This is a genomic window from Mesorhizobium sp. M7A.F.Ca.AU.001.01.1.1 (genome assembly GCF_004022735.1).
GTDB lineage: Bacteria > Pseudomonadota > Alphaproteobacteria > Rhizobiales > Rhizobiaceae > Mesorhizobium > Mesorhizobium ciceri.
Genome location: NZ_RZPF01000001.1, coordinates 1 through 18058, shown reverse-complemented (window position 1 = coordinate 18058; position 18058 = coordinate 1). Strand labels below are relative to the sequence as shown.

Here is an 18058-nt window from a genome sequence, read left to right as displayed (position 1 = left end):
CATGCTCTCTCCGATCAGCAGCGCTTCCACCTCTTCGAAAATCGTCGAGGAGCGCTATCAGAGAAAATCCACCCTGATCACCGCCCAGGTCCCCGTGGCAAGCTGGCACGACCTTATTAACGACAGCACGGTCGCCGACGCTATACACGACCGCTCGTGCACAATGCACACCGCATCGCCCTTCAGGGCGAGAGCATCCGAAGAAAAAAGCCTCGGCCCTCTTGACCGACTCCGAGAACACCGAAATCAATCAGCCCTACAGCAACCAGGCTGCCGAGGACCAACCTCGACGAACTGTCGGACTTTTGTGAAAACGCTGTCCGGGAATTAGCGGAATCGCTGTCCAGCTTTTGAAGCGCGCAATAACACTATGGCCGTCATCGAAATGAGCAAGGCGAAGTGCTGATTGCCGCGTTTGTTCCGGGATTAAGCGCCAGCCTCTCAAGAAGATTTATGCCGACTCGCCATCATTGTTGAAACTGCTGCAGCGCTCGCACGTTGAAGCCGGCCAGGCCGGGCATACGATTATGCGGATCGCCTTCGCCCAACTTCAATTCTGGACGCCAGGGCTCGATGTAAGGGACCGGCGAGCGTCAAAAGACTGCGGATGGGTCGCCGCTCGTCCCCTGGGATACGATCTCTGTCGGATTTTGTCGCGCCTGCGACATAGTGGTTGTGCGGGCCAGTTTAGTACCTGATATGACCGTAAGTTTGATATCAAACTCAAAGCACTGGCCGACGTGCATTTTGCGAGGTTGGCACGGTTTTTGAAGCGATCATTTCGCGTCGGAGCGCTCTCATCCGCCGGTTATCATCTGTTTTGGCATAAACCCTGCATAAGGCTTTATTGATGGTACCGCAACCCAACTCGCCGTCTTTCGAGCTACTTGGGCAAAAAGAGCACCGCCAGCGGAAAGGGTCGGGAACCGGAGAGGGAACCGGGTGGTGGACCTATGTTTGTGGAGGGGGTTGTGAAAAGGGTCAGCCATGGTGCTTCGAGCCTCTTGTACTCGTGCAGGTCGTCAATGTTGATATAGCGGTTGGCCTCCATCCAGTTTTCATTGGTTTCGTGACAGCAGACAAACGTCAAAGGAGATAGCTCATGCGAGTAGCCATCGTAACGAACAGTGATTTCAACGGTGTGATTAACCGGTTCGGTCAGCCTTGTCCGCAGCCGCCGCAGCCTTGGCCGCATAGCGGCACGTTGGAAGATGTGGTGGCGGCACTTCAAGAGGGCGGCCACGAGACGGTAGTGTGTGAAGGCGATAAAGGACTGCTCGCCAGTCTCGAGCGGTTCATGCCACCTGATCCGCAAGGTCGCCCCTCGGGAATGGTCTTCAACTTGGCGGAGGGAATTCAGGGCGAAAAGCGTTACACTCATGTTCCTGCCATGCTTGAGATGGCCGGTGTTCCATACACTGGATGTAGCCCCTTCGGGATTGGGCTGACGGGAGACAAAGTCATTACCAAAATGCTCATCCGCGATCAGGGCGTGCCGACTCCGAACTTTCGCGTGATGCGTCGCGGCACCGAGAACACCGGCGACCTGAGATTCCCAGTGGTAGTGAAGCCGCGGGAGGAGGACTGCAGCTTCGGATTGCAGATCATACATGAACACTCTAAGTTGCGGCAGGCCGTCGAAGTGATCGTCACGCAGCATGCTCAGGATGCGCTAGTGGAGGAATACATCGAGGGGCGGGAAATCTGCGTTGCGTTGCTCGGAAACGGGGAGCCCGAAGTTTTGCCTCTAGTGGAGCAGGACTTCGGTGACCGCGAAACGCGTGTTATGAATTGGGATGCGAAGTACGTGGCGGCCGCAGCGGTGCCCAAGATTTGCCCGGCGAAAATCGAGAGCGGGCTTGAGACGATGTTACGGGATATTTCGGTTGCGACCTTCCGTGCCTGCCACTGCCGGGACTATGCCCGCGTCGATTTCCGGATCGATCGCTCAGGCCAACCGTTTGTCCTAGAGATGAACTCGGTGCCGGCCCTTGGTATACACTCCAGTTATGGCACAGCTGCAACGGCCGGCGGACACAGCTTCGTAAGCTTGATCAATCGCATCCTCAATGTCGCCCACACCCGCTATTTCGGAATCGGCGTCTCATAGTGGATTGATCGGATCAAAAGAGTCCGATTTCGGGATTCCGTTTTGCGGTTTGGCGTGCGAGTTAGATGCATGCGCAATAGCATCCCCCTTCACCGTTTTGGCCAGCGACCGTCAGCGCCTGCAAGCGCTCGTCGCGGCGCCAGGAAGCCCGCAAGCACGTTCGGGGGCCGCATCGTCGCGCTGTGCTTCGAACCACGAAGCCAAAGCATACTTGGACCACCGGCTAGGTCGAGCGAATGAACCGCACCATCAAGGACGCGACGGGCAAGCGTTTCCACTACGACGATCATGACCAACTGCGTCGGCATCTTGCCGACTTTGTTGCGGCCTACAAATTTCGGCCGCAGGCTGAAGGCCCTCAAAGGTCTCACCCTACGAGTTCATCTGCAAGGCATGGGCTTCCCAGCCCGAGCGCTTCACTCTCAATCCGCTCCACCAAATGCCTGGACTTGTCTATTCGGCGTGTTGAAGTCAATCCCATTCAAGCTTCCTAGGCTGACCTGCCGACGCGATTATCCTAGCCTGATTGATGTAACCGCGGCGTCAAACCGAGATACGGCCCCACGTCCTTCGAATTCCTGAAGGGGGCAGGAATATCGACCGTGGCGTTGAAACCCAGTGCAACGATAGGGCCGACGCCCAGCACGGTCATCAACCGCCTGCAAACCGTGTCACCCCTCACGATCGACAACAGTCTTTCGTGTAGCACCGTGAACTGCTCGCAAAGTTTCCGACGGGCGGTGAGCAACGTCTCCATGATGTCTCGAGTTCCGGAATGTCACCGGAAGGGTCCCGGATGCGATCCGCGAATTTGCCGGCCGTCGACAATGCCAACTTTGAGACCGAAGTTACGAAACAGGCCACGGATGTCGTTCTCGATGGCGATGGCCTTTTCCTGAAGCGACTTGAGGGCCGTCAGCAGCGCCCGGCGATTCTGGGTCGTCAGCGTCTTGACAGTAAGACCGTATGTCCGCCTCTGCCGATGAGGTGGCTCGCCCTACACTGCGCGTCCGAGGGTTGCTCGGACGGGCCGAGCCGATCCTCACCACAGGAGGACGAGCCGTGGCGGATTATAGAGAAGCATTTGTCGGAATCGATGTTGCGAAGCTTAAGAACGCTATTGCGATTGCGGAGGCAGGCCGGGAAGGAGAGGTTCGGTTCTTCGGTGAGGTCGACGCGTCGGCGACCAGCATGCGGCGGGTCATAGGCCGGATCGCCAGCCGCTTTGATTACGTGCATTTCTGCTATGAGGCTGGGCCGACCGGGTACGGCCTTTATCGCCTGATCCGGTCGCTCGGGCACGAGTGCACCGTGGTTGCACCATCATTGATACCAAGGAAGCCCGGCGATCGGGTGAAGACGAACCGTCGAGACGCCATTTCCCTTGCCCGACTATTGCGCGCCGGCGAGCTGACCGCGGTGTGGGTTCCCGATGAAGGGCACGAGTCCATACGGGATCTTGTTCGCGCGCGGGCGGGCGCGGTCGAGACGCTGCGGGTCCATCGCCAGCAGGTGAGCGCATTCATGCTCAAGCACGGCCGTAGCTATCCGCGAAAGAAGAGCTGGACGATGCGCTATCTACGCTGGCTTCAGGAACAAGGTTCGATCATCCCGCGCATCAGATCGCACTCCAGGAGATGGTCGAGGCGGTGCGCGTCTCGAAAGAGCGGGTCGAGCGGCTGGAGCGTGTGATCGAAGAGTTCGTCCCGGCCTGGTCGCTGGCACCGATCGTGTGGGCGCTTCAGACATTGCGTGGGGTAGACCTAATTGTCGCCGTGACGTTCGTCACCGAAGTCGGCGACGCCAGCCGGTTCGAAAGCCCACGCCAGCTCATGGGATATCTCGGTCGGGTCCCCGGCGAGCGCTCAACCGGGGAGACAGTCCGGCGCGGCGGCATCACAAAGGCAGGCAACGGTCGGGTTCGCCACATGTTGGTCGAGAGCGCCTGGACCTATCGACATCCGCCCAAGGTCGGGAAGGCGAAGCTATACCGGTTGGAGCAGGCGTCACCGAAGGTGCGTGAGATCGCCTGGAAGGCGCAGTCCCGCCTGACAGCCCGCTACCGCATGCTGAGCGCTCGGGGCAAACGGACAACGGTCGTCTGCACCGCGATCGCCCGTGAACTGGTCGGCTTTATGTGGGCAGTCGCAAGGGAGGCGCGCGTCACCTGATCGCTCGCCGCGATGGCGCACATATCGCGCATGGGCGGAGGCGGGACCACGGCAGGGGAATGCCCGTCAGACGCTTTGTGGCCGGCAAATCGACCGACGCCCGCAGTAAGATAGGAACAGCCCCGGACGCACAATCGGGAATGCGGTAGCCAACCCGCGCATCAGAGCTTGATCACCGACGTCCTTCAGTTCCGCCTCCCCACCCATGCGCGATCATCAGAATGAGCAGCCGTTCCTCGGATCGGGCGACCTCATGCGTTCCAAACCTTGACAGCGGACATCAGAGCGGTGTTTCCGGACCACCTTTCGGGAGTGGTCGCGATCTGTGAGGTTGCCGATCCTGTATTGGGATCGGAGATCGGCTTGTGTCTGGACTTGACCTTACGCTTGACCCGGAGCGGCAGCTTCGGCGTTTCGAGGTGATCAACGGTGCCGGCGGTCGGCGTCACTGGTCGGTGGATGACAAGGCGCGGATCATCGCAGAGACGCTGGAGCCGAATGCGATCATTTCCGAGGTCGCCCGCCGTTATGGTCTCAGGCCGCAGCAGGTCTTCGCCTGGCGCCGCGAAGCGCGCAAACAGGCCGCTTCGGTGCAGCAAGATTCTCCTGCCTTTGTGCCGGCGGTTGTGGCGGCGGCGGAACCTGCAGCCAGCCGTTCACCGAAGCAGCGGAAACGGCAAGCCACCCGAGATGCCGGCATGATCGAGCTTGAGATCGACGGCATCGCGATGCGCGTCGGCCGGGGCGCCGATACCAAGACGGTGGCCGCAGTGATCCGCGCGCTGAAGGCGACGTCGTGATCGGGCCGACGGGTGCGGTCAAGGTCATGGTGGCGACGAAGCCCGTCGACTTCCGCAAGGGTGCGGAGGGATTGGCGGCGCTGGTGCGAGAGACAATGGGGGCCGATCCGTTCAGCGGGGCCGTCTACGTCTTCCGGGCGAAGCGGACTGACCGGATCAAGCTGATCTTCTGGGATGGCACCGGGGTTTGCCTGCTAAGCGTTTGGAGGATGGGGAGTTCCGCTGGCCGAAAGTGCATGACGGCATGATGCGGCTGACGGCCGCGCAGCTCTCGGCGCTACTCGAAGGTCTCGACTGGCGGCGAGTCCATGAGGCGCGCCGGACCCGCGTGCCAGCCCAGGCGGGCTGACCCGCGACGAAGTGAATCAGCCTAGATTCCGCTGTCGCGGGCTGTCGGCGAATATGGTCTGATCCGTTCATGGCGATGACGGCTGACCAGCTTCCCGACGATCCGGACGCGCTGAAGGCGATGGTCCTGGCGCACGACGTCGAGAATGCCCGTCTGATTCAGATCATCAAGGAATTGCAGCGTCACCGCTTCGGCCGGCGTGCCGAGACGCTCCCCGAGGATCAATTGCTGCTGGGGCTCGAAGAGGCGGAGCAGATCGAGGCCGCCGGTGAGGAAGAGAAGGAGCAATCTGCTCCCGCCGAGCGGCAAGCAAAGGCCACGAGGCGCCGGGCCAACCGGGGCGCGCTGCCACCCCATCTGCCGCGCGTGGAGATGGTCGTCGACATCGAGGACCATGCCTGCCCATGCTGCCGCAATGGCTTGCATCGGATCGGCGAGGACGTGAGCGAGCGGCTCGACATCGTTCCGGCGCAGCTGCGTGTAATCGTCGTGCGCCGGCCCAAATATGCCTGCCGCGCCTGCGAGGACGTCGTGGTTCAGGCTTCCGGCGCCGGCCCGGCTGATCGAGGGTGGTCTTCCGACCGAGGCAACGGTCGCCCAGGTGCTGGTCTCAAAATATGCCGATCACCTTCCGCTCTATCGTCAGGCGCAAATCTACGCCCGGCAGGGTATCAATCTCGATCGCTCTACGCTCGCCGACTGGGTCGGCCGCGCCGCCTGGCACCTGCGTCCGGTGCATGAGCGGCTGCTTGGCAAGCTGAAGTCCTCGGCAAAACTCTTCGCCGACGAGACGACCGCGCCGGTGCTCGATCCCGGCCGCGGCAAGACTAAGACAGGTCAACTCTGGGCCTATGCCCGCGATGACCGACGATGGGAGGGGAGCGACCCGCCGGGCGTCGCCTATGTCTATGCGCCGGACCGAAAGGCCGAGCGTCCGATCGCTCATCTCGCAGGCTTCACCGGAATCTTGCAGGTCGACGGCTATGGCGGCTATCGCGTGCTGGCCGACAAAAGCGGCGTCACGCTCGCCTTCTGCTGGGCGCATGTCCGTCGGCGCTTTTATGAACTGGCAGCAGCCGGTCCCGCGCCGATCGCCAGTGACGCGCTGAGACGGATCGCCGAACTCTACAAGATCGAGGATGACATCCGTGGCCGATCGGCCAACGAGCGCCGCGCGATGCGTCAGGACAAAAGCCGCGCCATCGTCGCCGATCTCGAACCCTGGCTGCGTGAGAAGCTCGGCCTGATCAGTCAGAAGACCAAGCTCGCAGAGGCAATCCGCTACACGCTCTCACGCTGGGAAGGCCTCTCGCACTTCCTTGACGACGGCCGCATCGAGATCGACAGCAACACCGTCGAACGCTCGATCCGTCCGATCGCAATCTCGGGGTCATTCTGCCCATGTTGGGCAGGAGGTCGAAGTCCCGTGCGCAGCAATGGATCTGGGCTCCCCGCGCGCGTCGCTTGCTGCACTGCTTGAACTGAACAAGCTCTTGATCCAGCGCCGTTTCCGGCGAGGCTCTCCGGATGGTTTCATCATCGGGGAGACTCAAAATGAGAACCTTGCCGCCACCGACACGATCTCTCGTGATCGTTCGCCAGCTCAGCATGCGCTCGACTCGCACAAGCTAGTCGGGCTGAGCGCAGCGCAACGAACGATCGTGATCGCCCGGCTCGCCAATGTGCTGATGGCCGCCGCCGGTATCGTGACGGAGGAGAGCCGCGATGACGAGCCGTAATCTGATTCCGGCCACCATCCTCAAGCGCAAGGCCGTTGTCTATGTACGTCAGTCCACGCAGGCGCAAGTGCAGCTCAATCTTGAGAGCCAGCGTCGGCAATATGAGCTGGTCGACGTCGCGCGGCGCTGGGGATTCCGCAAGGTTGAGGTGATCGACGAGGACTTGGGACGCACCGCAAGTGGAGCTGTGGAACGTCCCGGTTTCGAACGCCTGGTCGACGATCTGTGCACCGGTCATGTGGGCGCTGTGCTTTGCCTGGAGGCGTCCCGCCTGTCTCGCAACGGACCGGACTGGCATCGGCTGCTCGAGTTGTGCGGCGAAGTCGATGCACGGGTGATCGATCTGGACGGAGTCTACGATCCGGGACTGCCGAACGATCGCCTGCTGCTCGGCATGAAGGGGAGCATAAGCGAGTTCGAACTCGGGGTGCTGCGTGCTCGCATGTACGAAGCTGACCGCGCCAAGGCACAGCGCGGCGAACTGCGCATCTCTGTGCCCTTCGGCTACGTCTGGCACCGGGATTACGGTCTCGGGTTCGATCCCGATATACGCCTGCAGGAGACCATTCGCCTGATATTCGCGCGTTTCCGCGAACTCGGCAGTGCCCGCCAGGTCCTGATCTCGATGATCGACGATGGCGTGCATTTCCCCAGACCCTCCGACGGCAAGAAGATGGTGTCCTTCGCCTGGGTTCCGGTCCGCTACCGCAACGTGATCTCCGTCCTGAAGAACCCGTTCTACGCCGGCGCTTATGTCTATGGTAAGAGCGAGAAGCGCACCGAGATCGTGGATGGCCGCGTCCGCAAGAGCTATGGTCATTACAAGCCGGCCAGCGATTGGGCGGTGGTGCTCAAGGAGCATCACGAAGGCTATATCGGATGGAGCGAGTACGAACGGAACCAGGAACTTCTCGCCGCCAACGCCTATGGCAAAGCCGGCGGCGTCAAGTCGGGCCGCGGCGGTCGCGCGTTGCTCCCGGGTCTTCTCTCCTGTGGTCGATGCGGGCGAAGACTGGTTGTCACGTATGCCGGACGTGGCCAAGGTTACCCGGTCTATCGTTGCGAGAACACCATGATGGCGCAGGCGCGATGCATGTCGTTCAACGGCTTTCGCACCGATGCGGCGGTGGCCCGCGAAGCCTTGGAGGCGGTTGCGCCGATGGCGATCGAGGCGGCGTTGGAGGCTGAACAGATGCAGCTGGAGAGCGAAGCCAGGCGGCGGCAGATGATCGAGATGGACCTGCAGCAGGCACGCTATGAGGCATCGCTCGCCGAGCGCCGCTACGCCGCCTGCGACCCGGAGAACCGGCTTATAGCGGCCCAGCTCGAGAGGAACTGGGAAGCTAGGCTCAGGCGCGTGGAGACCTGCGAGGCCCGGCTCAGTGAAGTCCAGCGTATGGAGCCTGTCGACGCGATCCCTGACTTCACCGGCCTCGCCCAGGATCTCGAAGCCGCCTGGAATGCGCCGGGTGTCGATATGCGGTTCCGTCAGCAACTGCTGCGCGCGCTCATCAAGGACATTGTGGCGGACGTCGATGACGACGCGCGCGATGTGATCCTGACCATCCATTGGCATGGGGGCCAGCATTCCCAGGTAAGGGTTCGCAAGTCCAAATCCGGAGAGCATGGCCAGAGTACGCCTGAGGAGGCTCTGGCGGTCATGCGATCCATGGCAACGCGATGGTCGGATGCCGAAATCGCCGCCACACTCAACCGCATGGGCATGAAGACGGGTCAGGGAAAGACCTGGACGGCGCGACGCGTCCAATCCCTGCGCACGGTGCACAAGATCAGCGGCTATCGGTCTTCCGACAAGAACGGCGAGTGGCTTACCATGTCGGACGCGGCCGCGAAGCTTGGCGTGTCGCACGTCAAAATCCGCCGGTTCGTCAGGGACGGCATATTACCAGCCGAGCAGGTCATGCGCGGCGCGCCCTACCAGATCCGCGCCAGCGACCTTGAAGATGAACGGATCAAGGCCGATTTGGCGCGCAAATCTCCGCGTATCATCAACGACGATAATCAGAAATCGCTGTTTCCCGCCATTTGAAGAGGGGGTGCATAATGAATCAGTCTTCGCGCTCAACCGCAAGAACGCGCTCTTCGCAGGCTCTGACGGCGGCGCCGAACACTGGGCAGTCATCGCCTCGCTGATCGAAACCTGCAAGCTCAATGGTGTCGAACCGCTCGGCTTATCTCGCCGATGTCCTCACCAGGATCGTCAACGGCCACCCCAACAGCCAGATCGACGATCTCCTGCCTTGGGTCTACATCAACAAGCTCGAGCTCAAGGCCGTGGCCCGAGAATACCGCTTACTCTTGACATGCACGGGCCGGAACAGGTTAACCCGCATATCTGCGCGATGCCGCGAGCATGGTTGCGGTCGGTCTTGTTGACCTGTGCCTTGAGAACGCCTTGGAATGACGGGGCTCGATACAGGTCACGTAGTCCGGCTGCCGCCAGACCAACCATTGGGATAAGGGGCCGGCTTCAAGCCTGATCCGGGCGAGATTCCATGCGGGGTTCTTCAATGCGTCAGCAAGATCGTCCGGATGACTAGCAACCTTCATCTCTCGGCAAATTCGGCGCCCTTCTCACGATGCAAACGGTGGTCTCTTTCACGGAGACGTCCAGTCCGGCATAATTTTTCATGCTGCGCTTCCTTTCCTGATGCTTGTGGCTGTTCACACAGACCACGTTTTGTCATCATCTCGAAGCGCAGCACTTCAAAACAACCCGTTCAAGGCGGGGGGCAAAGCCGAATACCACAATCTAAACACCTAGCGATGCTGTTCAAATTCGCCTTGCCGGCATGGGACCCCATCGCTGTCATCACAGGAAGCAGTACGTGGGAGGGGAACTGCTCGCAGTGATGAATCGTGTTCCGAGCCACTACCCATTCAGTTTCGTCCCAGTTGTTACCTCCCGTATTCAGGTTGCGGTCGAACCGCGGGAAGGCCGAACTAGTGATTTCCAGGCGAATTTGATGGCCGGCCGGAAACCAATTACTTGTGGCGTCGAGATCAATCTCGATTTTGCATATAACGCTCGGTTCCATGAAAACAGCCCGATCAAAGCCCTCGCGATAGCGGACGCGCAGTATCCCGTCCACCACGTCAATCGCACGGCCATCGGGATGTACGTCCAACAGTCTGGCCACGAAGTCCGTGTCCGGGGCCGAAGAAGAGACGAAGAGGACCGCCCGGACAAATCCGGTAACCTCCATGCCCTCTGTGAGGGGCGGTGAAGTGAAGCAGAGGACGTCTGGACGAAGCTGGACGTCCTGGTAATCGCGGGGTCCTATAGTAGTTCCACTTGACTTCCCGCCGTCCATCCCCAAGAACGGCGCCGGATCCCCAGGGTCGTAGGTAAACGTGTCAGCCGGCTCGTCGGCACTCGGAGGCTCTACATCAAGAGTCCCGTCGCCTAGACGGGTCGCGGCATTCCCGCCGCTGCGGAGGAACCAGTGCTGCAGTTCCACACCAAGAGGGGGCCATTCTGACGCGGCACGCCACTCGTTGCGACCCATCACGTAGTACTGGACGCGGGGCATTCCCTCGATCCGGTCGGGCTTGTCGTTCAGCCAGCAGTCGAACCAGTCCAGGTAGATCTGCCAGCAATCCAGGCGCGCGTCGCCCAGCTCGCGCTCGCCGATAACCGTCGGGGCTTTGAGACTCTCGGTGCCACAATGCGTGGCTGGCGACAGAATGATATGTTGGTGATCGCGTGCCGCCGGGCTCAATCCGCGAGCACTAAAAACGCGCTGCTGGTGAAGCGCGTCGGCAGCCCCCACGTCGTACCACGAGTTCACGAACAGGGCTGGGACGTCGATGGTCGAGTCCTCGCTAAGCATCCCATTCCGATCCCCCCAGGGATCGCCTGGGTCACGCGAGACCCAGTCCTCCCAGTCAGTCGGCGGTCCCCCAAGGCTCTTAAGCATGTTGACGAGCGGCAGCGACGCGAAAGCCCGCTGATACTCCTCATCGCTTTTCGGTTGCACTCGGGACCGGTCCTTCGCTGCGGTTTGGTGGAACCAGGGGACAAACGCGGCAACCTCCACCGCACCGCCGAGACGGAGATCCCCGTTGCGATATCGCCCTCCGGCAGAGCCGTTCGCGCCGCCCGATCCCTGCGCAATTGCGCATCGGTGGGCTGGATGGCACAACTGCGCCAGCAAAACCTGCGCGATACCAAGCGCCGAGCACCCATATGTGCCCACGCGTCCATTCGACCATGGCTGCTGCGAAATCCAGGACAGCGTGTCATAACCGTCGTCCCCTATATGTTCCCTAGCGTATACGCCGCCGGAATCGAAGACTCCACGACGCTCCTGCACAAGTACAGCGAACCCTTGTCCAGCAAACATTCTTGCCACTTTGTGGCGAGGCTCAACCGGACAGCGATAGGGCGTCTTACCGTATGGAGTTCGGATAAGGATTGACCCGAGTTCCCCAGTGTAACCAATAGGCCGATACAGGTCCGTGGCGAGCTCAACGCCGTCCCGCATTGGAACGCGCAAGCCGGTCTGCAAAACCACTTCGTATCGCGGCGTTGGCGGTTTAATCGGGCCTAGTTCATTACACACTTCAGAGTGCCTCCCAGACATTGAGACTGATTCAAGATGGAGTGGCCAATTTCGACGGGTCTCAGCATTCTATCTGCATGGTGGTGTTCCAGCCCACCTGCCTGTGCAATACCAGATGGAATACGCTCATTGGGGTGGCGCTGATTGCATGCCTTTCACTTAGCGAGCCAGCAGGCTGACAGGTGCTGTGGTCCAACTTCGATCGCCGGCGGCTCCTCAGCTTTGCAACGGTCGAAGGCAAGCGGGCAACGAGGATGGAAACGGCAGCCCTTCGGCACGCGCGCGGCACTTGGAACCTCGCCCTGCAGGGCCGGCAACTCGGCGCGACCTGCGTTGCCGCCAATCTGCGGTGTGGCGTTGCGCAAGGCGACGGTATACGGATGGCGAGGGTTGAATGTGATCTCGTCGGCGCTACCAATCTCGACCAATTTTCCAAGATACAAGACCGCAATCCGGTCGGCGATCAGCCAGGCAAGGGGCAAATCGTGGGTGATGAACAGCAGCGCCATGTTGTGCCTGTCGCGCAAGTCAACCAGGACCTGAAGAATCTGAGCGCGTATCGAGACATCGAGCATCGATACAGGTTCATCAGCAACGATGAGTTCCGGCCGGACGGCAAGCGCTCCTGCAATCACGACGCGCTGGCGCTGCCCGCCGGATAGCTCGTGCGGGAAGCGGGCGAAGAAATCGCCGGGAGGATTGAGCCCAGCGGCCGCAAGCGCTTCACTCACCCGGTCGGCGAGTTGAGTGGCGTTACCGACCAGCCGCAGGGACTGCAACGGCTCCGCCACGATGTCGAACACGGTGTGTCGCGGATTGAGGGCCTGATAAGCGTCCTGGAAGATCATTTGCACGCGACGCCGGTACGGACGTAGAGCCGAGAAGCCCTCTACCGACCTCATGTCGCGGCCTTCGAACAGCATTCTGCCGCCAGTCGGCTTGGCAAGCTTGGTGATGACGCGGCCCACAGTGGTCTTGCCGCTTCCCGATTCGCCGACCAGGGCGACGATCTCGCCCCGCCCGACGTTGAGGTCGATCCCGTCTACCGCGCGCATGGCGCCGACAGATCGGCCCAGGACACGGTCGAACAGACCGCCCTGGATAGGAAAATGAACTTGCAGGCTCTCGAGACGCAGGATGCCGGCAGTGTCAGGCATGAACAGCGACCTTGTCTTCTTGCGTCAAGGACCGGTGAAGGTGACAGGCGACACGTCCCCGCCCGAACTTATTGAGGCTGGGGACTTCGGTCGCGCACCCCCCCATGACCGACGGGCAACGCGGATGGAAAGCGCAGCCCGAGGGTCGATTCACCAAGTTGGGAGGATCACCCGGTATTGGCCGGATCATCTTTTTGCCGCTCGCTGGGTTCGGGATCGATTCGATCAGCTGTCGGGTGTAGGGATGTTTGGGCTGGGCGAAAATCTCGGCGACAGTGCCATCCTCGACGATGCGGCCCGCGTACATGATCATTACGCGATCACAACACTTAGCCACCACAGAAAGGTCGTGGGTGATCAAAATCAGGGCGAGGCTCAACTGCGATCGCAAGTCGCCTAGCAGGTTAAGGATCTGAGCCTGAGTGATGACGTCGAGCGCTGTGGTGGGCTCGTCACCAATGATAATCGAAGGTCGACACGCGAGCGCCATGGCAATCATCACCCTTTGTCGCATTCCGCCCGACAACTCGTGAGGGTAGGCGGAACCACGATCCGCCGGGATGCCGACCAGTTGAAGCAACTCACTTCCCCGCTTGGTCGCCTCGCCCCGCGACATGCCGAGCTTCAGCATGCATGGCTCGGCGATCTGCTTGATAATGCGGTGAACAGGATTAAGTGCGTTCATCGCGCCCTGGAAGACAACGGACGTTTCGCTCCAGCGATGTGGCCGCATCGCCGCATCATCGTCGATCGGCAGTCGGTTGCCACGATAGCGCACTTGGCCGCCGCTGACCCGCGCGTTGGGTGATAGTAGACCAGCGATCGCCATCGCGGTCGTGGTCTTGCCACTGCCCGATTCTCCGACGAGGCCCACGGCCTCTCCGGCTCGGAGCGCGAAGCTTACGCCGTCGATTGCTCGCAATGAAACGCCCTTGAGCCCATAATCGACAGAGAGCCGGTCTATTTCCAGAAGCGGTGTTTTGTCCTGGGAGGAGCTGGTCATGGGATCACCCTCCGCCGTGGATTGAACGTGTCGTCAAGGGCACTGCCAATCAGGACGAAGCTAAGCGAAACCGTGAGTACGCACAGTCCTGGGGCGCCGAGGTACCACCAGGCTCCAGCACTGGCCGCGCCGGCGCGCTGAGCGAGCGAAAGCAAAGTGCCCCATGAAGGCTGCAACGGGTCCCCGAGTCCAAGGAATGAGAGCGATGTCTCGACATAGATTGCGCTGGCGACCACCAGCGCACCATTGGCTGCGATTTGCGGCACGAGATTGGGGAGGATGTGCCGCACCATGATGCCGAAATTACTGCTACCCGCAACGCGCGCACGATCAATGAATGGTCGCTCCTTAAGCGACAGTGTCTGACTCCGGACGATACGTGCAACAAAGGACCAGCTTGTCATGCCTATAACGACAATGATCACGAAAAGAGAAGGACGGAAGCCCAGGATTTCTCCACCGCGCCCCATCACCTCGAGAACCACGGGTGTAATGACCAGCGCCAGCACGAAGGACGGCATGACAAAAAAGAAGTCTGTCAAGCGCATCAGCCAGACGTCGACCCTGCCACCATAGTAGCCAGCGGTCGTACCGATTGTAGTCCCAACGACGAGGCTGATCACAGTCGCGAGTAGCGCAATCGTAAGCGAGATCCGGGCACCATGGAGGACCAGATTGAGCACGTCCCGCCCGATTTCGTCCGTGCCGAGCAGATGCTCGCCTGATGGGGGTGCGAGGAAATCGCCAGTTGCATTGATCGCAGTCTGGAGCGGTCCCGCCAGAATATTGGGGACCGCTCCCACAACAAGAAAGAATACCAGACATACGAGGCCCACCTGAGCACCGCCATAGCTGAGAAATTGACGCAGAAAGCCTTTTATTGCGCGCGCCCGGCCTCGCGGGCAATATCGAACAATATTGTCGCTCATTGTCGGACCCTCGGATCTAGAAGGCTGTAGGCAAGATCGGCTACGAGGTTTGCGAGAACAATTGAAACGCCAAGCAACAGGAATATGCCTTGAAGGACTGGGTAGTCCCGTGCGTTGAGTGCTTCCACCGTCAGCCCGCCGATACCCGGCCAGGCGAAAACGGCTTCGACAGTGATGGCCCCGGCGACCACATAGCCAATATTGAGGGTGATCAAGGTCACGACCGGTAGCATTGCATTGCGAAATGCATGACGCATCAGCATTTGACCGTTGGTCAGCCCTTTCGCCCGTGCGGTTACCATGTAATCCTCGGTGAGTACGTCACTCATTGCGGCACGAGCGACGACGACGTACTGGCCGATTAGCCCAAGCGCCACCGCAGTGGCGGGAAGCGTGAGATGTTGCAGGTAGTCGAGGAACGAACCAAGAGAGCCCGTGATCAGGCCGGGCGAGTATGCACCATAGCCCGGGAGCCAACCCAATGCCGTGCTGAAGATTACCACCAGGATCATGCCGAGCCAGAAAGCCGGCGTAGAATAGAGCGCCAGAGAGGCTCCGGTTGCGATACGGTCGCCGGCTCCTCCCCGGCGCCAGCCTGCGTAGATCCCAAGCATCACCCCAATAACGATTGCCATTATCTGAGCAACCCCGACTAGGACTATGGTGTCCGGCAGGCGTTCCGCTATCAGGTCTGCGACATGCCTGCCCCTGAACTTGAAGCTGTAGCCGAAATCGCCGCGGAGTGTTGCCGACAGGTAGTCGACCGCCTGGTCCGGGAACAGCGGCCGGTCAAGGCCCCAACGTTGGTTCTGCGCCTCAATCTGCTCGGCGGTGACGCTGACGCGCGCCCCGCCAAGCAAAAGAGATGCAGGGTCACCTGGAATAACTCGGAATAGGATGAAGTTCAGGACTGCCACCATCAGGAGGGTTATAGAGGCCCTGACGATGATGCGCAGGATGTGACGGCTCCCTCCCCCTCCGTTCACGGCGCGGGCACCGGCTTCAAGCGATCGAATGGGAAGTAGCTGTCCATCGACATGATGCCTTGCTTTCCCCAACCCTCGAAGCAATCCCTCCGGTGGGCTTCGAGCAGGGTGGGGTAACATAGTACGATGTAAGGCGCTTCAGTATAAATTAGTCGCGCTGCCTGGTCGACCAGCTTTTGGTTTTTCTTGAGGTCAACGGTGACCTGCACCTCCGCGAACAGTTTGTCGAACTCCGCATTCGTCCAGTACGCCTTGTTCTTGATGCCGATGGAATTGCTGCTGCCGAAGATGAGCAGGTCTTTAGGTGTTGGGCCTTGCCAGGTATCGGAAATGAGCAGATCCCACCCTCCGCCGCCTTTCGCCGGAGCTGCGGCGCGGGCGCTCAGCGCACCGGAGTCGAGCCGAGTCACCGATACAGGGATACCGATTTGCTCCAACCAGCCAGCGATAAACTGCACTGCCGCGACCGGCATCTCTATATTTGCTGAAGGTCCAGACACCAGCTCTAGCTGGAAACTCTTCCCGTCCTTGTCCTCCCGAATGCCATCGCCGTTCGTGTCCCGGTACCCTGCGGCGTCAAGCCGGCGGTTGGCTTCGGCGAGATCGAAGTGGCGCCTGATGTCGTTCAGATCTGAATAGTAATCGGCCGCCACCGGCATTGCGAGTCCGACACCAGGGTCGGCGTGTCCGCGCATGGCTCGATCGACGATGGCCTTCTGATCGATCGCGTAGCCGAGCGCATCGCGAAACGCCGGATCCTGCAGAGCCTTGGTGCTACCTGCGCCATCTCCCGAAGCGGTGTTGAAGGCGAGATAGGTTTTCTGAGCTATGCGGGATTCACCGACTACAATGTCGGGATCCTTCGAGAGATCAGCCCACTGGGCGGACGTCAGGTAGTTGCCATAATCGAGTTCCCCGCTCTTAAGACCTTGCGCAATCGGATCGGCGGCATCGAAGGACCGCAGGATCACCCCCGCGATTTGGGGCTTCCCCGTACGGAAATAGGGGTTCGGCGTCAGGCGTGTAAACTGGCCCTGGTGAAACTCCGAAACGATCATAGGTCCCGTACCCACCAAAGGCGGATCGTTGCGGAAGGTTACGCGTGCGTCAGCATAGCTGATGTCCTTCCAAATGTGCTCGGGAACGATCATTATGATATTGTCTATTGGCCAGGTCGCGGGGAACTTGGTCACGATCTGCAAAGTCTCGTCGTCGAACGCTTTGATGGACTCGACGTTCTCAAGACCGCTGGTGCTGTTCCACCCGACGTTTAGCTCGTCGGGCTTGCCTATGGAATCGTGCAAATAACTATAAGTGAACGCCGCGTCCCTAGCGGTAGCAGGCTGGCCGTCCGACCACTTCATGCCGGGCCAGATCTTGAAGGTCCAAGTGAGGTTGTCGTCGGCGACGGACCAAGATTGGGCAAAGCCCTTTCGATCGTCGTATCGCTGGGCGTCTATGCAGACCAAGAAATCATAGCAAATAGCCAAGGGCCAAAAGGAGCCCCAAGTGGCGAAGGGGTTCATCGAATCAGGGCCTCCACCCAGTCCGCCGATTCGCAGGATGCGATCGTCGCACGACGAGGCGAACGCCCTCGAGTTAATCCCCCAAGGGGTCGCCGAAATCGCCAGCATTGCCTTCATAAGCGCACGACGATTATATGAGTATTGGCTCATTTTATCCTCCCTGTTTGCCGGCTTTATCATCACTTCATGTTCACACGACCACGATGATCTACGGCCTCAACCCGGAACATCTGGCTTCCTTTTGACGGAAGCTCCACAGTCCCCTCATTCCAGATAAGTAGCAGTGCCCAGGGGGGTGGTTCCTGCAAATTGGCCGCTGTGCCTGCATGAATCCGGCGTTTTTCTCGATTCTGGGCACAGCTAGCCAGAATTAAAGTCGATTGGCCGGTTCCAGCTCCTGGCGGCGCCCACGGACAATTCGCATATAGCAAACGAGGCAGTCATTCAGGTTCTGTTCGCGACCTCGGGTTGGAGGGTCCCGTCGAGCCGCAAACGCCTTTATCACGGATGTGTGATGTCGGAATGTCGATGCCGAAATTCCAGAGGATATCCTCTTCCGGCACACGACGGTCTAAGAGGCGTTCGACAAGCTGCGCGCCGCGCAACAACACGGAGCTTGAGCCGCCCGTTGAAAAACGATGTAAACGCTGATGGATCTCCAGCCTGATGCGTGGCCGCCAGCTCGTCGACCGTGAACTATCC

At 60.2% G+C, this 18058-nt stretch carries 13 protein-coding genes and 6 pseudogenes; 10 read left to right on the top strand and 9 right to left on the bottom strand.

Translation table 11 applies throughout. The features are described 5' to 3' along the window. Window position 1: 1 nt before the first annotated feature. The 3 genes and pseudogenes from EN884_RS00085 to EN884_RS00075 all read left to right on the top strand — a co-directional run. Window positions 2–331 carry an ATP-binding protein gene (locus EN884_RS00085; protein ID WP_272482847.1) on the top strand — a complete coding sequence of 110 codons (330 nt, stop codon included), beginning with the start codon at window positions 2–4 and terminating at the stop codon, window positions 329–331. 771 nt (window positions 332–1102) lie between these two features. After that, a complete protein-coding gene (locus EN884_RS00080; RefSeq protein WP_063169333.1) occupies window positions 1103–2110 on the top strand; it encodes an ATP-grasp domain-containing protein in 1008 nt (335 codons plus the stop codon). A gap of 188 nt (window positions 2111–2298) precedes the next feature. Next, window positions 2299–2579: pseudogene (locus EN884_RS00075) on the top strand (integrase core domain-containing protein); the annotation flags it as partial. Between the two features lie 48 nt (window positions 2580–2627). Here EN884_RS00075 and EN884_RS39240 read toward each other — a convergent pair. After that, window positions 2628–2867, bottom strand: a complete 240-nt coding sequence (locus tag EN884_RS39240; RefSeq protein WP_063169335.1) for an IS110 family transposase — start codon at window positions 2865–2867, stop codon at window positions 2628–2630. A 209-nt stretch (window positions 2868–3076) separates the two neighbouring features. On the opposite strand from EN884_RS39240, the pseudogene EN884_RS00065 reads away from it, so the two are divergent. The 7 genes and pseudogenes from EN884_RS00065 to EN884_RS00040 all read left to right on the top strand — a co-directional run. Then, window positions 3077–4281 (top strand): annotated as a pseudogene (locus EN884_RS00065) (IS110 family transposase). Between the two features lie 419 nt (window positions 4282–4700). Next, a complete protein-coding gene (locus tag EN884_RS00060; protein ID WP_199489649.1) occupies window positions 4701–5081 on the top strand; it encodes a transposase in 381 nt (126 codons plus the stop codon). Next, window positions 5078–5430, top strand: a pseudogene (tnpB, locus tag EN884_RS00055) (IS66 family insertion sequence element accessory protein TnpB). The gene EN884_RS00060 and the pseudogene tnpB overlap by 4 nt, the downstream one beginning before the upstream one ends. 69 nt (window positions 5431–5499) lie before the next feature. Next, window positions 5500–6817 (top strand): annotated as a pseudogene (locus EN884_RS00050) (IS66 family transposase); the annotation flags it as partial. A 49-nt stretch (window positions 6818–6866) separates the two neighbouring features. Beyond that, window positions 6867–7169, top strand: coding sequence for a hypothetical protein (locus tag EN884_RS38435; protein ID WP_063169337.1), 303 nt, complete (start codon window positions 6867–6869; stop codon window positions 7167–7169). Beyond that, window positions 7156–9219 (top strand): recombinase family protein, encoded by a 2064-nt coding sequence (locus tag EN884_RS00045; RefSeq protein ID WP_063169338.1) that lies wholly within the window; start codon window positions 7156–7158, stop codon window positions 9217–9219. The genes EN884_RS38435 and EN884_RS00045 overlap by 14 nt, the downstream gene beginning before the upstream one ends. Window positions 9220–9247: 28 nt before the next feature. Next, a pseudogene (locus EN884_RS00040) lies at window positions 9248–9440 on the top strand (transposase domain-containing protein); the annotation flags it as partial. 44 nt (window positions 9441–9484) lie between these two features. Here the strand turns inward: EN884_RS00040 and EN884_RS39235 are convergent. From EN884_RS39235 to EN884_RS38895, 8 genes and pseudogenes are all read right to left on the bottom strand, one after another. Further along, window positions 9485–9822, bottom strand: a pseudogene (locus EN884_RS39235) (IS110 family transposase); the annotation flags it as partial. A gap of 88 nt (window positions 9823–9910) precedes the next feature. Then, the gene (locus EN884_RS00030; RefSeq protein ID WP_206617005.1) at window positions 9911–11677 is read right to left on the bottom strand and encodes a CocE/NonD family hydrolase; all 1767 of its coding nucleotides are present in this window, start codon (window positions 11675–11677) and stop codon (window positions 9911–9913) included. A gap of 233 nt (window positions 11678–11910) precedes the next feature. Then, a complete protein-coding gene (locus EN884_RS00025) occupies window positions 11911–12912 on the bottom strand; it encodes an ABC transporter ATP-binding protein (RefSeq protein WP_063169341.1) in 1002 nt (333 codons plus the stop codon). Next, complete coding sequence (locus EN884_RS00020) at window positions 12905–13915, bottom strand: ABC transporter ATP-binding protein (RefSeq protein ID WP_063169342.1); 1011 nt, start codon at window positions 13913–13915, stop codon at window positions 12905–12907. Before EN884_RS00020 ends, EN884_RS00025 begins: the two co-directional genes overlap by 8 nt. Beyond that, window positions 13912–14844, bottom strand: a complete 933-nt coding sequence (locus tag EN884_RS00015; RefSeq protein ID WP_063169343.1) for an ABC transporter permease — start codon at window positions 14842–14844, stop codon at window positions 13912–13914. Before EN884_RS00015 ends, EN884_RS00020 begins: the two co-directional genes overlap by 4 nt. Continuing rightward, on the bottom strand, window positions 14841–15830 hold the full coding sequence (locus EN884_RS00010) for an ABC transporter permease (protein ID WP_063169344.1): 990 nt from the start codon (window positions 15828–15830) through the stop codon (window positions 14841–14843). Before EN884_RS00010 ends, EN884_RS00015 begins: the two co-directional genes overlap by 4 nt. Continuing rightward, on the bottom strand, window positions 15827–17506 hold the full coding sequence (locus tag EN884_RS00005) for an ABC transporter substrate-binding protein (protein ID WP_063170379.1): 1680 nt from the start codon (window positions 17504–17506) through the stop codon (window positions 15827–15829). Before EN884_RS00005 ends, EN884_RS00010 begins: the two co-directional genes overlap by 4 nt. A gap of 290 nt (window positions 17507–17796) precedes the next feature. Beyond that, window positions 17797–18058: hypothetical protein (locus EN884_RS38895; protein WP_206617543.1), on the bottom strand; the 262-nt coding region annotated here is incomplete at its 5' end.